At 38.4% G+C, this 15,684-nt stretch carries 16 protein-coding genes; 6 read left to right on the top strand and 10 right to left on the bottom strand.

All coding sequences use genetic code 11. From position 1 onward, the window contains the following. The 6 genes from BUA72_RS13730 to BUA72_RS13755 form a co-directional block, all read right to left on the bottom strand. Nucleotides 1-1,359, bottom strand: coding sequence for a M28 family peptidase (locus BUA72_RS13730; RefSeq protein WP_072923397.1), 1,359 nt, complete (start codon nucleotides 1,357-1,359; stop codon nucleotides 1-3). A gap of 1 nt (nucleotide 1,360) precedes the next feature. Then, entirely contained in the window at nucleotides 1,361-2,764 is a 1,404-nt protein-coding gene (locus tag BUA72_RS13735; protein WP_083544216.1) for a M20/M25/M40 family metallo-hydrolase, read from the bottom strand. A 55-nt stretch (nucleotides 2,765-2,819) separates the two neighbouring features. Next, entirely contained in the window at nucleotides 2,820-4,064 is a 1,245-nt protein-coding gene (locus tag BUA72_RS13740; RefSeq protein ID WP_072923398.1) for a DUF1015 domain-containing protein, read from the bottom strand. A 3-nt stretch (nucleotides 4,065-4,067) separates the two neighbouring features. Continuing rightward, the gene (locus BUA72_RS13745) at nucleotides 4,068-5,033 is read right to left on the bottom strand and encodes a D-2-hydroxyacid dehydrogenase (protein ID WP_047453518.1); all 966 of its coding nucleotides are present in this window, start codon (nucleotides 5,031-5,033) and stop codon (nucleotides 4,068-4,070) included. A 124-nt stretch (nucleotides 5,034-5,157) separates the two neighbouring features. Next, nucleotides 5,158-6,222: a 3-phosphoserine/phosphohydroxythreonine transaminase gene (serC, locus tag BUA72_RS13750; protein ID WP_047453516.1), complete on the bottom strand. Its 1,065-nt coding sequence runs from the start codon at nucleotides 6,220-6,222 to the stop codon at nucleotides 5,158-5,160. A gap of 121 nt (nucleotides 6,223-6,343) precedes the next feature. Beyond that, entirely contained in the window at nucleotides 6,344-6,694 is a 351-nt protein-coding gene (locus tag BUA72_RS13755) for a 4Fe-4S binding protein (RefSeq protein WP_034727562.1), read from the bottom strand. Nucleotides 6,695-6,753: 59 nt separating this feature from the next. On the opposite strand from BUA72_RS13755, the gene BUA72_RS13760 reads away from it, so the two are divergent. From BUA72_RS13760 to BUA72_RS13770, 3 genes are read left to right on the top strand one after another with little or no spacing between them, the layout of a single operon-like run. Further along, nucleotides 6,754-7,788: an aldehyde dehydrogenase family protein gene (locus BUA72_RS13760; RefSeq protein ID WP_047453514.1), complete on the top strand. Its 1,035-nt coding sequence runs from the start codon at nucleotides 6,754-6,756 to the stop codon at nucleotides 7,786-7,788. Between the two features lie 45 nt (nucleotides 7,789-7,833). Beyond that, complete coding sequence (locus BUA72_RS13765) at nucleotides 7,834-8,277, top strand: peptidylprolyl isomerase (protein ID WP_072923399.1); 444 nt, start codon at nucleotides 7,834-7,836, stop codon at nucleotides 8,275-8,277. Between the two features lie 25 nt (nucleotides 8,278-8,302). After that, nucleotides 8,303-8,992: a Bax inhibitor-1/YccA family protein gene (locus tag BUA72_RS13770; RefSeq protein WP_047453509.1), complete on the top strand. Its 690-nt coding sequence runs from the start codon at nucleotides 8,303-8,305 to the stop codon at nucleotides 8,990-8,992. Between the two features lie 475 nt (nucleotides 8,993-9,467). Here the strand turns inward: BUA72_RS13770 and BUA72_RS13775 are convergent, their stop codons facing one another. The 4 genes from BUA72_RS13775 to BUA72_RS13790 form a co-directional block, all read right to left on the bottom strand. Beyond that, nucleotides 9,468-9,716 carry a DUF6952 family protein gene (locus tag BUA72_RS13775; protein WP_034727575.1) on the bottom strand — a complete coding sequence of 83 codons (249 nt, stop codon included), beginning with the start codon at nucleotides 9,714-9,716 and terminating at the stop codon, nucleotides 9,468-9,470. After that, entirely contained in the window at nucleotides 9,716-10,024 is a 309-nt protein-coding gene (locus BUA72_RS13780) for a thioredoxin family protein (protein WP_034727578.1), read from the bottom strand. Before BUA72_RS13780 ends, BUA72_RS13775 begins: the two co-directional genes overlap by 1 nt. Nucleotides 10,025-10,167: 143 nt before the next feature. Next, a complete protein-coding gene (locus BUA72_RS13785) occupies nucleotides 10,168-10,800 on the bottom strand; it encodes a peroxiredoxin (RefSeq protein ID WP_034727580.1) in 633 nt (210 codons plus the stop codon). A 156-nt stretch (nucleotides 10,801-10,956) separates the two neighbouring features. Then, nucleotides 10,957-12,153 (bottom strand): pyridoxal phosphate-dependent aminotransferase, encoded by a 1,197-nt coding sequence (locus BUA72_RS13790; protein WP_072923400.1) that lies wholly within the window; start codon nucleotides 12,151-12,153, stop codon nucleotides 10,957-10,959. Between the two features lie 60 nt (nucleotides 12,154-12,213). On the opposite strand from BUA72_RS13790, the gene BUA72_RS13795 reads away from it, so the two are divergent. The 3 genes from BUA72_RS13795 (at nucleotide 12,214) to rsmG (ending at nucleotide 15,660) form a co-directional block, all read left to right on the top strand. Continuing rightward, on the top strand, nucleotides 12,214-13,146 hold the full coding sequence (locus tag BUA72_RS13795) for a GLPGLI family protein (RefSeq protein ID WP_083544217.1): 933 nt from the start codon (nucleotides 12,214-12,216) through the stop codon (nucleotides 13,144-13,146). 451 nt (nucleotides 13,147-13,597) lie between these two features. Continuing rightward, complete coding sequence (locus BUA72_RS13800; protein WP_072923401.1) at nucleotides 13,598-14,935, top strand: M28 family metallopeptidase; 1,338 nt, start codon at nucleotides 13,598-13,600, stop codon at nucleotides 14,933-14,935. An 89-nt stretch (nucleotides 14,936-15,024) separates the two neighbouring features. Next, nucleotides 15,025-15,660 (top strand): 16S rRNA (guanine(527)-N(7))-methyltransferase RsmG, encoded by a 636-nt coding sequence (rsmG, locus tag BUA72_RS13805; RefSeq protein WP_072923402.1) that lies wholly within the window; start codon nucleotides 15,025-15,027, stop codon nucleotides 15,658-15,660. Nucleotides 15,661-15,684: the final 24 nt, after the last annotated feature.

Consider the following 15,684-nt stretch of genomic DNA (forward strand, 5'->3'; position numbering starts at 1 on the left):
TTACCAGTTTTTATCAATCATATAAATAAGTTGAGTCATGACCGCTGCTCCCAAAAGGAGTTCTCTGCGGTTGACTTTTTCAAAGGTGTCTTCTTCTGTGTGGTGAATGTCAAAATAACGCTGAGGATCAGGGACGAGTTCTGCCGTAGGAACTCCCATTTCATGCAGCGGAGCAATATCTGAGCCTGAGTATTTTCCTTCAAAGTTATAGACTCCGTAAGGCAGGAACAGATTGACCCAGCTTTGGATCTGCTTTCTGTTGTTGTCATCCATTTCCAGGGAAATTCCTCTCGGAGAAAAACCTCCGGCGTCAGATTCTATCGCAAAAAGATGCTTTTCATTGCTTTCTTTCGCTGTTTTCCCGTATTGTTTTCCACCTTTTGTTCCGTTTTCTTCATTGGCAAAGCAGACCGCTCTGATGGTATGGTTATTTTGAATGCCTAATTTTTTAAATGTTCTCAGAACTTCAATGCTCTGAACAATTCCAGCACCATCGTCATGCGCTCCTTCCCCTACATCCCAGGAATCAAGATGTCCTCCGACCACGATCACGCTCTGGTCTTTTTTTCCGGTGATCTCGCCGATGACAGAATGGGAGAGTTTCTCGCCTTTCATGCCACAGTTGGAGTTGAGTTTTGCCGTAACTTTTTTATTTTTTAATAATAATTCCAGCTCATCTGCTGTTGTATTTCCGATGGTTACGGCCGGAACCTTAGAAATGTTATCATCATACCGCATATTACCCGTATGGGGAACATCGTCAAATGCTGAAGATAAAGATCTGATGACAGCGAACTTTCCACCTTTCTGAGCCGTTAAATTAGCCGCAGAACGTCGGTACGCTCCGGCCTCTCTGTAAGAAATAAAAGTTTGTACATGTGACTGATTAAAAGGGTAGTTAAAGAATACAATCTTATCCTTTACTTGAGATGAAGGAAGTTTGTCATATTCTTCCAAAGACCTCACCATAATAATCTCTCCCGATACATCTTTTCCACCTGTCCCTTCAGAATTTCCCAGGGAAAGCATTTTCAGTTTCTTCCATGTTCCATCTGCCGTTTTGATTTGCAGAGATTCTTTTCCTCTGACCCAAACCGGAATCATCACTTCCTGAAGCCATACTTTATCAGCACCTGCATCGCGCAGTTTCTGTTCTGCCCATTTCACCGATTTTTCATAAGCTTCACTTCCACTAAGACGGTTTCCAATGTTTTTGGTAAGATCTTTTAAGTCGGTATAGCCTTTTCCATTGTTCAGGATTTCTGTGGAGATCTTACTGAACTGGATGGAGTCTTCCTTTGACTGCCCGAAAACAGCCATTCCTGCTAATAAAAGGGAAAGGGTGAAGGTCTTGTTCATATTACCAGTTTTTATCGATCATAAAGATCAGCTGTGTCATGGCAACAGCACCCAAAAGAAGTTCTCTTTTGTTTACTTTATCAAAAGTATCCTGTTCAGAGTGATGGTAATCGAAGTACCTTTGAGTATCTACCACCAGTTCTGCCAAAGGAATATCCAGCTTTTTCAGTGGGGATATATCCTGAATAGCTTCAGTCTGGTCAAAATCATAAATCCCGTAAGGAAGGAAATAGTTTTTCCATTCGAAAATCTGCTTTCGTCTTTGTGGCGGCATATCTAAGGAAAATCCTCTTGGTGAATATCCTCCCGCATCTGTTCCTAAAGCAAAAACATGTTTTTCATCCTTTTTTTTCACATAGGCTGCATACATTTCGCGTCCCTGTCCTCCGTTTTCGCTGTTGGCATAAAAGACAACTCTTATCGTATGATTATTTTCAATACCAAGCGCTTTGAACGTTCTTAAAACTTCAATGCACTGTGCAATACCGGTTCCGTCATCAATAGCGCCTTCCCCAAAATCCCACGAGTCTAATTGAGCTCCTAAAACGATCACTTTTGCATCCTTTTTACCTTGAATTTCAGCAATGATATTGGGATTGGTCGTGTCGCCTTTTGACTGTGCAGTCATATTTATTTTGGCGGTAACCTTTTGATTTTTCAGTAATTTTTCTAATTCGTCAGCAGATCTTACTCCAATGGATAGGGCCGGAATTCTTACTTTGTCATCAGGTTCGTAATACACCATTTTGGCATGAGGTATATCATCCATTGCTGTTGTTAACGATCTTATAATTAAAGCTTTTGCTCCTGTTTTTGCAATCACGGAAGCAGATATTAATTTGGATTTTGCAGTGGCCAGATAAGAATCATTTGTATTAATGATCTTTGGATCCATTGGAAGATTAGCGAAAGCTATTTTACCTTTCAATTGCCCCACGGACATGGCATTAAGTTCGGCAGTGGAATTGATTAAAACAATTTCCCCCGTAAGATCTTTTCCGCCTGTGCCTTCAGAATTTCCGAAAGAAAGCATTCTGATGTTTTTCCAATCCCCGTTAGCGGGTTTTATCTCCAGAGATTCTTTTCCTCTTATCCAGACCGGAGCTTTAGCTTCCATTCTCCAGATCATTTCAATACCGATAGATTTGAGCTTTTTTTCTGCCCATTCCACCGCTTTTACATAGCCGGAAGTTCCACTGAATCGCGGTCCTATCCCTTTGGTAAGCTCGCCGAGATTATCATAGGCTGCGCCGTTGGTCATGATCTCATCCGAGATCTTTTTAAACTCATCATGATAGTTGAATTTCGCCGTGGTCGCCTTTTTTACAGGTTTTTTCTGGGGCTTTTTTTGAGAAAATAAAAATCCACTCAAAAAGAGTGGAAGTATAATGAAGATTTTTTTCATTTTTTATTTACCTTTCTTTTTCCGCTTATAAAAGTAGGGAAAAATTAGTAATTTATTAAGGTTTCATATCGTACATTAAGAGTGCTGTAACCAATTTGGGTTCAATGAATGTACATTTCGGAGGCATGCTCAGTTTCAGATCTGAAATTTTAATCATATCATTGAAACTTACGGGATAAATACCGAAACCGACTTTTCCTTCGCCACTGTCTATTTTCTCCTTTAAAAAGTTAATTCCCTGTAGATTAGAAGTTCCTTTTGCGTAGGAGATCTTCTCAGAGCTATCGGAATTTTCTATTTTCAGGATATTTTTGAAGATGTATTTATCCAAAAGATGATGGTCAAGATTGTCCAGAGACATTTCTCTTGAACGGAGATCATGTTTTACGTGAAGGGAATAGAACTTACCATCCAGATACATGGAGATATGGAATTTCTGAGAAGGGAAATAGGATGTTTCCCCTTTTTCGTGGATCAGGAAGTACTGGTCCAGTTCTTTTAAAAATTCTTCACTGGTAAGTCCATTAAGGTCGGTTAAGATCCTGTTGTAATCATGAATCTTGATCGATTGGTTGGATACGATGAAACTGTATACAAAATTATAGGCTTCCGTACCGTTGTGTCTCTTGTTTTTCTCTTTATGATGCTTGGCATTCAGAGCGGTAGATCCGATCCTGTGGTGGCCATCTGCAATGTAGAAAGAGTCGATCTGATCAATTACTTCTTTGAACTGCTGAAGTTTCAGACGGTTGTCTATTCTCCATATCTTATGTCTGATCCCGATAGAATCGATATGGTTGAAAATAGGAACATTCTTCTCTTCATGATTCATCAGAAGTTCAATCTTGGAATTCGAAGGATAGGTAAGAAGTACCGGTTCAGCCTGAAGGCTTACTTTTTCCAGATAATGAGCCAGTTTTTCCTTTTTCTGAGGAATGGTACTTTCATGTCTTTTGATCTTTCCGTTCCAGAAATCTTCAATACTCGCTAATCCAAGCAAGCCTCTGAAAATCTGTTTATTGGGGTAGATCTGCTCATAAAGATAGTACGCAGAACTGTCCTGGATCAGTTTCTTTTCATCCAGAAGTTCTTCAAACGTTGAACGGATCTTCCTTAAATTCCGGTCAATATCTTTAGATTTACTTACAACGTAGGGCTTAATCATGTTGATGTAAGTATTTTCAACTTGAGCTTTCTCTGCAATCTCCTCTTGGGTGAAATTGTCCAGCGGATGCGTAGGGAAAGTGCTCTCAAAGTCTTTATGAGGTCTGATTCCACGGAAAGGTTTAAAAACAGGCATATTTTATCTTATGGTTTCTTTTTGTAGCTTAATAATTTGTTCTGCAAGTTCTGCGCCGATTTTTTCCTGGGCATCCACTGTGTTTCCTCCTACGTGAGGAGAAAGGGATAGTGCAGGGTTCATCAGCAAAGGAAGTTCCGGACTTGGCTCGTTTTCAAAAACGTCCAGTGCCGCTCCCGCCACTTTTTCAGATTCGATGAAATCCAGAAGGGTTACTTCATTGATGACACCGCCTCTTGCAGTATTCACGATGTAGACGCCGTCTTTCATTTTTTCAAACTGAGGCGTGTCTATGATATATTCATTCGTTTTTGGGGTATTGATGCTGATGAAGTCTGTGTCTTTAAGGAATGCATCCATATCATTGGTGGACGTGATTTCAAAATTCAGACGCTGTCCGTCGAAAAAGTCCAGGGTAAGAACTTTTGTCTTCGGGTTTTTTGTCAATACTTTGATTTTCATTCCTAATGCAATTCCCATTTTCACCACTTCCTGACCTATACTTCCAAAGCCGATTACTCCAAGTGTTTTTCCTGAAAGTTCATATGCTTTACTGAATGACTTTTTCATGGCATTGAAATGAGTTTCCCCTTCCAATGGCATCAGCCGGTTCGATTCGTGAAGGAATCTTGCCAGTGCGAAAAAGTGTCCGAAAACAAGTTCAGCTACTGATTTTGAAGATGCTGTAGGCGTGTTGATCACTTTGATGCCTTTGCTTTTAGCATAATCTACGTCAATATTATCCATTCCGATCCCTCCGCGTCCTATGATTTTTAGGCTTGGGCATGCATCGATCATGTCCTGTCTTACTTTCGTCGCGCTTCTTACCAAAAGAATATCCACGTTATTTTCATTAATGAAATTAATCACGTGATCCTGTGCCACTCTGTTGGGCAGGACTTCAAATCCTGCTTCTGTAAGGGCCAGTTCTCCTGTTTTTGAGATTCCGTCGTTTGCTAAAACTTTCATGTGTTATTTAGATTTAAAGATTGAAAAATTCAGCTGTTTAATCATTATTAAATCGGGGCGCAAATTAATAAATTTTTATTAACTGCTCTAAATCTTTCAATCTTTGAATTTTTTTATGCTTAAATTATTTAATTGATCTCATCACGTCTACCAGAACCTGCACACTTTCAATAGGTAAAGCGTTGTATAAACTTGCTCTGTATCCACCTAAACTTCTGTGTCCGTTCAGTCCGCTGATTCCTGCAGCCTTCCATGCATTGTCAAATTCTTCTTTTTTGCTCTCGTCGATCAGTTTGAAAGAGACATTCATGAGAGAACGGTCTTCTTTTACACAGAACGTTTCAAAAAGAGGATTGTTGTCAATCTCATCATATAAAAGTTTTGCTTTTGCTTCATTTCTTGCTTCCGCTGCTGCAATACCGCCATTCTTTTCCAGGTATTGTAACGTCAAAAGAGAGGCGTAAACAGGGAAAACAGGAGGGGTATTGTACATCGATTCTTTGGAAATGTGCTGAGAATAATCCAGTATAGACAGCATATTTTCTCTTCCTGTCTTTCCAAGAATTTCTTTTTTGATAACCACTAAAGTTACCCCTGCAGGTCCCATGTTTTTCTGAGCTCCTGCGTAGATCAGATCAAATTTAGAAAAATCTAATTGTCTTGAGAAAATATCAGAACTCATATCGCAAACCATCAGTGTATCCACTTCCGGGAAAGATTTCATCTGAGTTCCGTAGATGGTATTGTTTGAGGTGCAGTGGAAATAATCATATTCTGAACCTACTGTATAATCTTTAGGGATGAACGAGTAGTTTTCTTCTTTGGAAGAACCTACCACATCCACAGTTCCCAGTTTTTTAGCTTCTTTTACAGCACCTGCTGCCCATGTTCCGGTATCCGTGTAAGCAGCTTTTCCGCCTACTTTCAACAGGTTGTAAGGAACCATCGCAAACTGCAGGCTTGCACCGCCTCCTAAATAAAGTACTTCATAATCATCGCCAAGGTTCATCAGTCTTTTCACAATGGCACGCGCTTCGTCCATTACGGCAACGAAATCCTTACTTCTGTGCGAAATTTCAAGAAGAGACAATCCAATACCGTTAAAATCTAAAATAGCTTCTGCTGATTTTTCGAATACCTCCTGAGGTAAGATGCATGGCCCTGCGCTGAAGTTGTGCTTTTTGCTCATATTTTTACTTTTTTGGTTGTGCAAGAATTTTACGGACTTGCGATTTTGTTATTGATATTTTACTAGATTCTTTGAAATTTGTAGTTAAAAAAACCGCCTCAACGCTGAGACGGAGCCTTTATTATTCACCGTGTAAGAACGCTTTTTTATTAAGCAGCGCTTCATCAGATTCTACGTGGTCTTCATCAGGAACACAACAATCTACCGGGCAGACCGCTGCACACTGAGGTTCTTCGTGGAATCCTTTACATTCCGTACATTTATCGGTTACAATGAAATATACATCATCACTCACAGGTTCCTGTGGCGAATCTGCGTCTACAGTAAGTCCTGACGGCAAGGTTACAGTACCTGCAAGAGCAGTACCTTCAGAAGCTTTCCAGTCTACGGCCCCTTCATATATGGCATTATTTGGGCATTCCGGTTCACAGGCACCACAATTAATGCATTCATCAGTTATTTTAATAGCCATCGCTAATTTTTTTTAAATTTGCACAAAATTACAAAATATTCCCCAATTTAAAAGTAATTATGAATATCGAAAATCAAGTTTTAGGACTTATTAAGTTAAGCGAGTACATAAAAGAGTTCTTAGCAAAGGATTCTGCGGATTATAATGATCATGATAATGAGTTTGAATCACTGCTGAAAAGATCCGAAATAGAAAATCCGTGGTTTACCATGGAAAACCAAAAGTTTGCTCTGAATGAATGGACCCAGCTGCTTACTCAGGAAAATATAAATAACTGGATCGGAAACTATTCCGTTTCAAAAGCTTCAAAAAGAGTAGGATTGATCCTAGCTGGAAATATTCCTCTGGTTGGGTTTCACGATGTAATATCTGTGGTTTTAAGCGGTCATATCCCATTAATCAAATTATCTTCAAAGGATAAACGAATGGTTCCGTTCCTGTTAGAAAAATGGAATGAATTTTCCGGTGGTACCATACCGTTTGAATTCGTTGAAAGACTCGAGAATTTCGATGCGGTGATTGCGACAGGCAGTAATAATACGGCCAGATATCTTGAATATTATTTTAAAGATCATTTGAGCATCATCAGAAAAAACAGAACTTCTGCGGCGGTTTTAAAGGGAGATGAGACTCCTGAAGAGCTTCAGCTTCTGGCCGAAGATATTTTCAGATATTTCGGGCTTGGATGCAGAAATGTGACCAGAATTTTTATTCCGGAGGATTTTGTGATCGACAGGCTGTTTGAAAGTTTTACAGGATTCCAGGATATCATCAATCATCATAAATATGCAAACAATTACGATTATAACAGAGCGGTTTACCTTCTGAATCGTGATCTGTTCTGGGATAATAATTTTGTAATGCTGAAAGAAGATGATAAACTTTTCAGTCCGCTTTCTGTGATCAATTTCAGTCGATATTCATCACTTGATGAAGTGAAAAGTTTCCTTGCTGAAAATGAGGGAGATATCCAGTGTATCGTAGCTAAAGAAGAGCTTGGATTAGACTCCATTCCTTTTGGTGAGGCCCAGCATCCGGCTCTCGATACCTATGCCGACAATGTAGATACGATGAAATTTTTGGAAGTGGTCTGATTTTCGTATCTTAACTCACTTATTTCAACAAATACCAAATAGATTATGAAGACAATATTTTTAGGACTTACATTGTTTGCTGCACAGCTGATGTTTGCTCAGAAAGTGACTGGAGTAAAGGTTGAGAAGGCTCAGAAAGAGGTGCCTGCACAGCTTAGCAAAGAGAAGATTAATCTGTATAATGACAATTTTCTCAAGTTTGTTGATGCCCTAAAATCTTCGGACCGACCAGCAGTTGATGCACTTCTTTCAGAGAAAGTGAAAGAAATCGTTACGGATGATGTTCTGAAAAAGGTGAAGGAAGGGTTTGATGTGAACAAGAAGCTTGAAATTTTAAAAACAGGTTACCACAAATTAATGGATGGGTCCAGTTTGCCAAGCATCAATTATAAATACGCCGGAGATTCTTCTTCAAAAGAGGTGATTATGGCTGTATTTGAAGAGGATGGAAAAATCCTTGGGGTGATGCCTGCGAAGAAAGATAAATAATTTAATGTTCAAATAAAAAATAACTATGATGACAGATGTTTTAGTTGCTCATTCCTCAGAGGTGGAAAAGGCGGCTTTTTACAGAAAAACGTATTTACATGTTGCTTTATCAATCCTTGCGTTTATCGGGGTTGAAACTATTTTATTGAAAACGGTTCCGGTAGAAATCATTGCGATGATGTTCGGGCAGAAATATACCTGGCTACTGATTATCGGTGTTTTTTGGCTGGCTTCTATGCTGGCTTCGAAATGGTCGCTTTCACAGAGCAGAACGACGCAGTATTTCGGATTAGGATTTTACATCATTCTGGAAGCGGTGATCTTTATGCCAATGCTTTATATCGCTGCAGGAATGCAGGGTGGTGGGAATATTATTTTCCAGGCTGCTATGCTTACGATTGCGATGTTTGCGGGACTTTCACTGATCGCATTTACATCTAAGAGAGATTTTTCATTCTTAAGAAATATCATCATCATCGGAGGTTTTCTTTCGATTGGACTGATTGTAGCAGGCGCTATTTTCGGATTCAACCTGGGGCTTTGGTTCTCGGTAGGAATGATGGTGCTGGCTTCTGCAAGTATTCTGTATGAAACCAGTAAGCTTAAAAATGTATATACGACGGGACAGTATGTGGGAGCTTCTTTACAGCTTTTTGCGTCTATTATGCTGTTGTTCTGGTATATTCTTAGAATCCTGATGAGCAGAAGAAGCTAAATTTAGTGATGAGTTTTAAGTTATGAATGATGAGTTTTAAAACATTATTCTAGCATCAATATACAATCCTGGTGATCTATTTCATCAGGATTTTTTTATCTGCAATCTTTAAATCTTTGAATGCTTGAATCTTTCAATTTTTAACCACAAATACCACAAATGGCTTCACAAATATCACAATTGACAGGCTAAAACATTCGTGTAATTAGTGTAAAAAATTCGTGTCATTCGTGTTTTAACAAAACATTTGAACCCAAAAAATCCAGATGACATTCACCGGGATTTTTAATAGGATTCCTTAATCTATACAAACAACGGCAACCGCATCAGCAATGGCATATTACAGAAGCTTTGAAGCACGTGTTATCAATGAAATTAAAGAATGGAGAAAATATAGTATCGAGGAAAGCCTCAGTAGTATTGTGTTTGAATCTTTTAATTATTAAATCTTTAAATGATTAAATAAAGAAAAAAATTATTTATCAATAGATCCTAAGACCTTCTGTGCAAAAGAATTTAAAGCGTCTTTTTCGCTCATTCCGTTCTGAACACTGGCGTGTACTTCCAAAGCACCACAGATATTGGTGATCAGTTCTCCTGCTACGTTCAGATCTTCTTCACTGGTTCCTCTGAACTCGCAGAAGCTTTCTAAAACCTCTAACGTTTTTTCAAGATTCTCAGGAGTCTGGTTCTGATAAAACTGTCTGATTACGGGTAATTTCATTATTGTAGTTCGTTAAAAAGGTTAATTAAACTTTCTGCCTGGTTGCTCTGTACCTGATTCACCAATTCTCCGTTTTTGAAAACTGCGAAAGTAGGAAGGTTGTCTACAGTGGCTAATTTTCTGCTTTCAGGAAGCTTTTCAGCATCTACGTATAAGAATGGAATCTCTTCGTTTTCTGAGGCTAATTTTTTGAATTTAGGCTTCATGATTCTGCAGTTTCCGCACCATGTGGCGCCGTACTGAACCACTACTTTTTCATTGTCGTTAACGATATTTTGTAAGGTATCTTCTGTTAATTCTGTGTACATAAGTTAAATTTTATGAAATTTAACAATGTAGCAATTAGATAATGTACCAGTGTAACAATTAAAATATAGGTTTTCAAATATTGTTACATTGCTACACTGATATATTGTTACACTAGTATTGCTACATTGTTATAGTGTTTTGATTAGTTCTTAGCTAAGTATTCTGCTGTAGAAGTTCTGTCAGCTTTCATTGCATCTTTTCCTTCTTCCCAGTTAGCAGGACATACTTCACCATGTTTTTGAACGTGTGTGTAAGCATCAATTAATCTTAAATATTCTTTCACGTTTCTTCCTAAAGGCATATCGTTTACAGACTCATGGAAGATTTTTCCAGTTTCGTCGATAAGATAAGTTGCTCTGTAGGTTACATTAGAACCTGTGAAAGTTTCTTCTCCATCTTCATTGTATTCGAAATCCTGGTCTACGATTCCTAAGATGTTAGCAAGCTGTCTGTGAGTATCAGCTAAAAGCGGGTAAGTTACCCCTTCGATGCCTCCGTTATCTTTTGCAGTGTTCAACCATGCAAAGTGTACTTCATTAGTATCACAAGAAGCACCGATTACTTTAGTGTTTCTTTTAGCGAATTCACCTAAAGCATCCTGGAAAGCGTGAAGCTCTGTAGGACATACGAAAGTGAAATCTTTTGGATACCAGAATAAGATTACTTTTTGTTGGTTAGAAGTAGCTTCTTCAAGGATGTTGATTCTAAGATCGTCACCCATTTCAGACATAGCATCAATTGTTACATTTGGGAATTTTTTTCCTACTAAAGACATAATTTTCTGTTTTTATATTTAAATTTCTAGTGCAAATATATAAATATTTCATCTATCAAACAAATGAATATCGATAAATAAAATCTATAATTGTTTTTAATAGATTTAAAGAAAAAAGCCCTGAAATCAGAGCTTTTTGTTTACTTTATATTCAATTTATGAATTGAAAGGTGCCAGCAATTCTTTGATCCTTTTCATCGCCTCTCTAAGGTCTTCTTCAGAAGCTGCGTAAGAGAAACGGATGCATTCAGGACTTCCGAAAGAAACACCGCCTACGCAACCTACATGAGCATGCTCCAGTAAGAACATCGCGAAATCATCAGAATCTTTAATCTCCGTACCGTTCAGTGTTTTTCCAATGTAATGGGAAACATCCGGGAAGAAATAGAAGGCAGCCTTTGGAAGCAAAACTTTAAACCCTGGAATTTCTTTCATTAAATCATAAACAAGATCTCTTCTTTTCTGGAAAGCATCGATCATGTATTTGTATTCAGAAGGATCTGTTTTCAAAGCGGTAATGGAAGCTCTCTGCGCGACTGTATTGGCTCCGCTGGTCATTTGTCCCTGGATCTTTTCACAAGCTTTCGCCAGCCATTCCGGACAGGCGGAATACCCGATTCTCCATCCAGTCATCGCAAATGCCTTAGACATTCCGTTGATCACGGCAGTCTGCTCATATACTTCAGGGAACTGAGCGATAGAAGTGGTTTTTGTTTCGTAGTTAATGTACTCATAGATCTCATCCGAAATCACGGTCACATGAGGATATTTCGCAATGACTTTTGCCATAGACTTAAGCTCGTCATATGTATAGTATCCACCGGATGGGTTACACGGAGAACTGAAAAGAATCGCTTTTGTTTTATCTGTGATAGATTCTTCAAGCTGCTCGGCCGTTATTTTGAAATCTGTAACATAAGAAGTCGGAAGCATTACGGAAGTTCCACCCATCATTTTTACCATTTCATCGTAGCTTACCCAATAAGGTGCAGGAAGCAATACTTCATCACCATCATTGATAACCGATGCAAGTACATTTAAAATCGCCTGCTTGGCTCCGTTGGAAACGCAGATCTGCGATGGTTTATATTCAAGATTGTTGTCTCTTTTTAATTTATAGGCTACTGCTTCACGAAGTTCAAGAAACCCTGGAACAGGAGAGTAGTGGCTGTAATTTTGGTTGATGGCATCAAAAGCGGCCTGTTTGATATTATCCGGCACATCAAAATCCGGTTCGCCGAGGGTAAGACTGATCACATCAACGCCGGCGGCCTTCATTTCTCTTGCTTTGTTTGACATGACGAAAGTCTGTGAGTAACCTAATCTCTTTACTCTATCTGAAAGTTTATCCATGTGGGTCTTTTTGAATTTTAACAAATATATAATAAAAACGTTTCGCCGGGAAATAAAAGTATGGCCGGAAAAAAAGATTTTTGTCAGGTTTCTATTTATTCACTAGATTTGGAAATGGCTGATTCAGCCTTTGTTCAGGAGTATTTTAACAATATATCATCAAAAATGTACAGACTTTTGTTTTTATTATGGGCTTCTTTTTTTTCTGCCCAGAGCTACCGTTTTGTTTACGAGTACAAAATGAAACCCGATGCAGCGAAGAAAGATTCAGTAATAACGGATTATATGAATCTGGATACGGATGGGAAAAAATCGTATTTCCAGAATGGGGTAAAATATGAACGGGATTCTACTTATAATGCGGATAAAAGCTATCCGGCTCTTTTGAAAAGCAGACAATACGACCGTAATCTGAATTATACCGTAGAAAAAGATTATGCTCAAAAGACCATTAATTTCTACGATAAATATAAAACAGTAAGCATTATAACATCGGACAATGAAGCTCCTAAGTGGAAAATTGTGAACGATTTCAAAAAGATCAATAAGATGAACTGTCAGAAAGCGGTAGCAGATTATAAAGGTCGAAAATGGGAAGCGTGGTTCAGCAAAGACTTTCCGGTTAGTGACGGTCCTTATAAATTCACAGGACTTCCGGGACTTGTTGTTTCCGTGAAAGACAGTGAAAATGATCATGTTTTTGATTTGGTTCAAATTAAAAAAATCAGCACGGTGACTTCTTTTATTCCTAAAAACAATAAGCAGATGACCCATACTGAATACAGGAAACTGATTAAGAATTACACCTTTACATCAGCAGACGATATTGCCGGGATGAATGTAGATTCCAAAGCGGGCGTCATTGGACTGGAACTGAAAGACGGTTATGTAACCAAGCTGGATTACAACGAACTGAAGAAAAGCGGAAAACAGATGGACGCTCTGATTGCGAAGAAACTCAGAATGACCAATAATCCAATTGAAAAAGATTAAAAATAAACAGAGACTGCCGAAAAAGCGGTCTTTTTTTTGAATTTTATCTGAAACAAAATTGAAAATCTTTGGTTCTCTACGACATTGATATTTAAAATCTTTGTTTCCTTAGCGTTTCCACCAAGACATGATTTAAATTGAAATTTTAATGCAGTGTTGGTTTTTCGAAAAGTCGCAAAAAAATAGGAAAGGATTATGCTTTAAGGCACTAGGATTTTATCTCCGATAAAATTGATTGCGTTATAATTGAGTGTTTAAAGATCTCCTTAGCTGAAAATCTTTGATTTTCTTGCGCCTTAAATATTCATAAAGTTTAAAAACCTTGCGCCCTTGCGTTTTCCAACAATAACAACTTTTCCAGTTTCAAATTTCCAGGTACTTTAAAAACAGAATATCTTATCCTCAACTTATTCTATGTTTTGTATATTTAATCCATCTTATTACCCATCCTATGAAATATTCTCTTCTTTTTTTGCTGATTCCTTTCGTTGGCTTTTCACAGACCCGTTCAAAAGACGATGAAATAAAGAAATACGTTTCCGAAGTAAACTCAGATTCTTTAAAATTTTACATCAACAAACTTGTCGGCTTTCATACGAGGCATACTTTAAGCTCAACAGACGATAAAAATCAAGGTATAGGAGCGGCAAGAAACTGGGTTCTTGGAAAATTTAAGGAATATGCCAAAAATTCTGGTGGAAGAATGGAAGTTTACCTTCAGCAGGAAGATATTCAATCCGATGGAAAACGAATAGACAAGGTGACCAATCTTGGAAACCCAGTCGCTTTTTTAAAAGGAACAGATCCCAATGATAGAAGAATTTTCCTTATTTCCGCGCATCTGGATTCAAGAGTAACTGATGTGATGAACAGGACTTCATTTGCTCCCGGTGCCAATGACGATGGTAGTGGAGTAAGTGCAGTCATAGAAGCGGCAAGAATTCTGAGCAGATCTTCATTCTCAGCTTCCGTTATTTTCGTGGCTTTTTCGGGAGAAGAACAGTCACTGCTAGGATCTAAACTTCTGGCAGACAAAGCTAAAAAAGAAAACCTGCAGATAGAAGCGGTCCTGAATAATGACATGATCGGAAATCCCAAAGCCGGAGAAACCGGAGAAATCAATAACAGAATCCTTAGAGTTTTCAGTGAAGGATTGCCTGCTGCAGACTTAGATAAAAAAGGATTGAACATAAGAAATATCGGTCTTGAAAACGACGGTGAATCCCGACAGCTAGCCCGTTACATTAAAGAAGTTGCAGAGAAATATGTGAAAGGACTTGAAGTAAAACTGATCTACAGAAACGACAGGTTCCTGCGCGGAGGTGATCATTCCAGCTTTGTCAATGAAGGGTTTCCTTCCGTAAGACTCACAGAATATTATGAAAATTATGACCATCAGCATCAGGATGTAAGAGTGGAAAATAACAAACAATATGGCGATCTTCCTGAGTTTATAGATTACAGTTATCTGAAAAGGAATGTGGCCGCGAATATTGCTGTCCTGGCCAGTCTTGCCAAAGCCACTTCAAAACCTGAAAAGGTGGAAATAAAAGTGAAGGAACTCACCAATTCTACCACACTGCAGTGGGAAAAGCCAAAATCAGGAACTCCGGCAGGCTATTATATTTTGGTGAGAGAGACTGACAGTTCTGTGTGGCAGAAAAAGATATGGACCAAAGAACTGACCCTTAAAATTCCACTTTCCAAAGACAATTATATTTTTGCTGTACAGACCGTTGATCAGTATGGAAATCTAAGCGTTCCGGTTATTCCGGGTATTGCCAGATGATCGGAAAGGAAAAATTAAAGCCCGGTCACGACAACTCGATTTGAATACAATAGAAATAAAACTTATTTTTGCGGATTATAATAATTCATATGGCAGCGTCGTTACTATTAAAATACTTTCCGGATCTTACAGAGAAGCAGATCGAACAGTTTAACCAATTGGAAGAACTGTACAATGAATGGAATGAGAAAATCAATGTGATTTCCAGAAAAGATATGGAATCGCTGTATGAAAAGCACGTTCTGCATTCTTTGGGAATTGCTAAAGTGATGGAATTTGCTCCGGGTTCAAAAGTTCTGGACATCGGAACCGGCGGAGGTTTCCCTGGAATTCCACTGGCGATTTTGTTTCCTGAGACTCAATTTACGCTGGTAGATTCTATCGGGAAGAAGATTACTGTGGTGAAAGCAGTGGCGGAAGGAATTGGATTGACGAATCTTACCGCTGTTCACGGAAGAGCAGAAAAGGTGAAAGAGAAGTTCCATTTTGTAGTGAGCCGTGCCGTAACCCAAATGCCGGAATTCCTGAGATGGCTGAAAGGAAAGTTTGAAAAAGAACAGATAAACCCCAAACATAACGGAGTTTTATATTTAAAAGGCGGCGATCTTGCTGAAGAACTGGCCGGAATTAAATGTGAAATATTCAACCTTAAAAACTATTTTGATGAAGAATTTTTTGATACTAAAAAAGTGATTTATGTATCAAAAGGTAATTTTAGTTCTTAATTTTGTAAAATTAAGGAGTAATTT

Source organism: Chryseobacterium sp. OV279 (assembly GCF_900128945.1).
Taxonomy (GTDB): domain Bacteria; phylum Bacteroidota; class Bacteroidia; order Flavobacteriales; family Weeksellaceae; genus Chryseobacterium.

What these genes read in the sequence shown, in the direction of transcription:
- serC (WP_047453516.1), bottom strand. Translation starts at nt 6,222, where the DNA reads ATGAGCAAAAAGCACAACTTCAGCGCAGGGCCATGCATCTTACCTCAG.
- BUA72_RS13760 (WP_047453514.1), top strand. Translation starts at nt 6,754, where the DNA reads ATGAATATCGAAAATCAAGTTTTAGGACTTATTAAGTTAAGCGAGTAC.
- BUA72_RS13780 (WP_034727578.1), bottom strand. Translation starts at nt 10,024, where the DNA reads ATGTACACAGAATTAACAGAAGATACCTTACAAAATATCGTTAACGAC.
- BUA72_RS13770 (WP_047453509.1), top strand. Translation starts at nt 8,303, where the DNA reads ATGATGACAGATGTTTTAGTTGCTCATTCCTCAGAGGTGGAAAAGGCG.
- BUA72_RS13735 (WP_083544216.1), bottom strand. Translation starts at nt 2,764, where the DNA reads ATGAAAAAAATCTTCATTATACTTCCACTCTTTTTGAGTGGATTTTTA.
- BUA72_RS13790 (WP_072923400.1), bottom strand. Translation starts at nt 12,153, where the DNA reads ATGGATAAACTTTCAGATAGAGTAAAGAGATTAGGTTACTCACAGACT.
- BUA72_RS13745 (WP_047453518.1), bottom strand. Translation starts at nt 5,033, where the DNA reads ATGAAAGTTTTAGCAAACGACGGAATCTCAAAAACAGGAGAACTGGCC.
- BUA72_RS13730 (WP_072923397.1), bottom strand. Translation starts at nt 1,359, where the DNA reads ATGAACAAGACCTTCACCCTTTCCCTTTTATTAGCAGGAATGGCTGTT.
- BUA72_RS13800 (WP_072923401.1), top strand. Translation starts at nt 13,598, where the DNA reads ATGAAATATTCTCTTCTTTTTTTGCTGATTCCTTTCGTTGGCTTTTCA.
- BUA72_RS13795 (WP_083544217.1), top strand. Translation starts at nt 12,214, where the DNA reads ATGGCCGGAAAAAAAGATTTTTGTCAGGTTTCTATTTATTCACTAGAT.
- BUA72_RS13755 (WP_034727562.1), bottom strand. Translation starts at nt 6,694, where the DNA reads ATGGCTATTAAAATAACTGATGAATGCATTAATTGTGGTGCCTGTGAA.
- BUA72_RS13775 (WP_034727575.1), bottom strand. Translation starts at nt 9,716, where the DNA reads ATGAAATTACCCGTAATCAGACAGTTTTATCAGAACCAGACTCCTGAG.
- BUA72_RS13765 (WP_072923399.1), top strand. Translation starts at nt 7,834, where the DNA reads ATGAAGACAATATTTTTAGGACTTACATTGTTTGCTGCACAGCTGATG.
- BUA72_RS13785 (WP_034727580.1), bottom strand. Translation starts at nt 10,800, where the DNA reads ATGTCTTTAGTAGGAAAAAAATTCCCAAATGTAACAATTGATGCTATG.
- rsmG (WP_072923402.1), top strand. Translation starts at nt 15,025, where the DNA reads ATGGCAGCGTCGTTACTATTAAAATACTTTCCGGATCTTACAGAGAAG.
- BUA72_RS13740 (WP_072923398.1), bottom strand. Translation starts at nt 4,064, where the DNA reads ATGCCTGTTTTTAAACCTTTCCGTGGAATCAGACCTCATAAAGACTTT.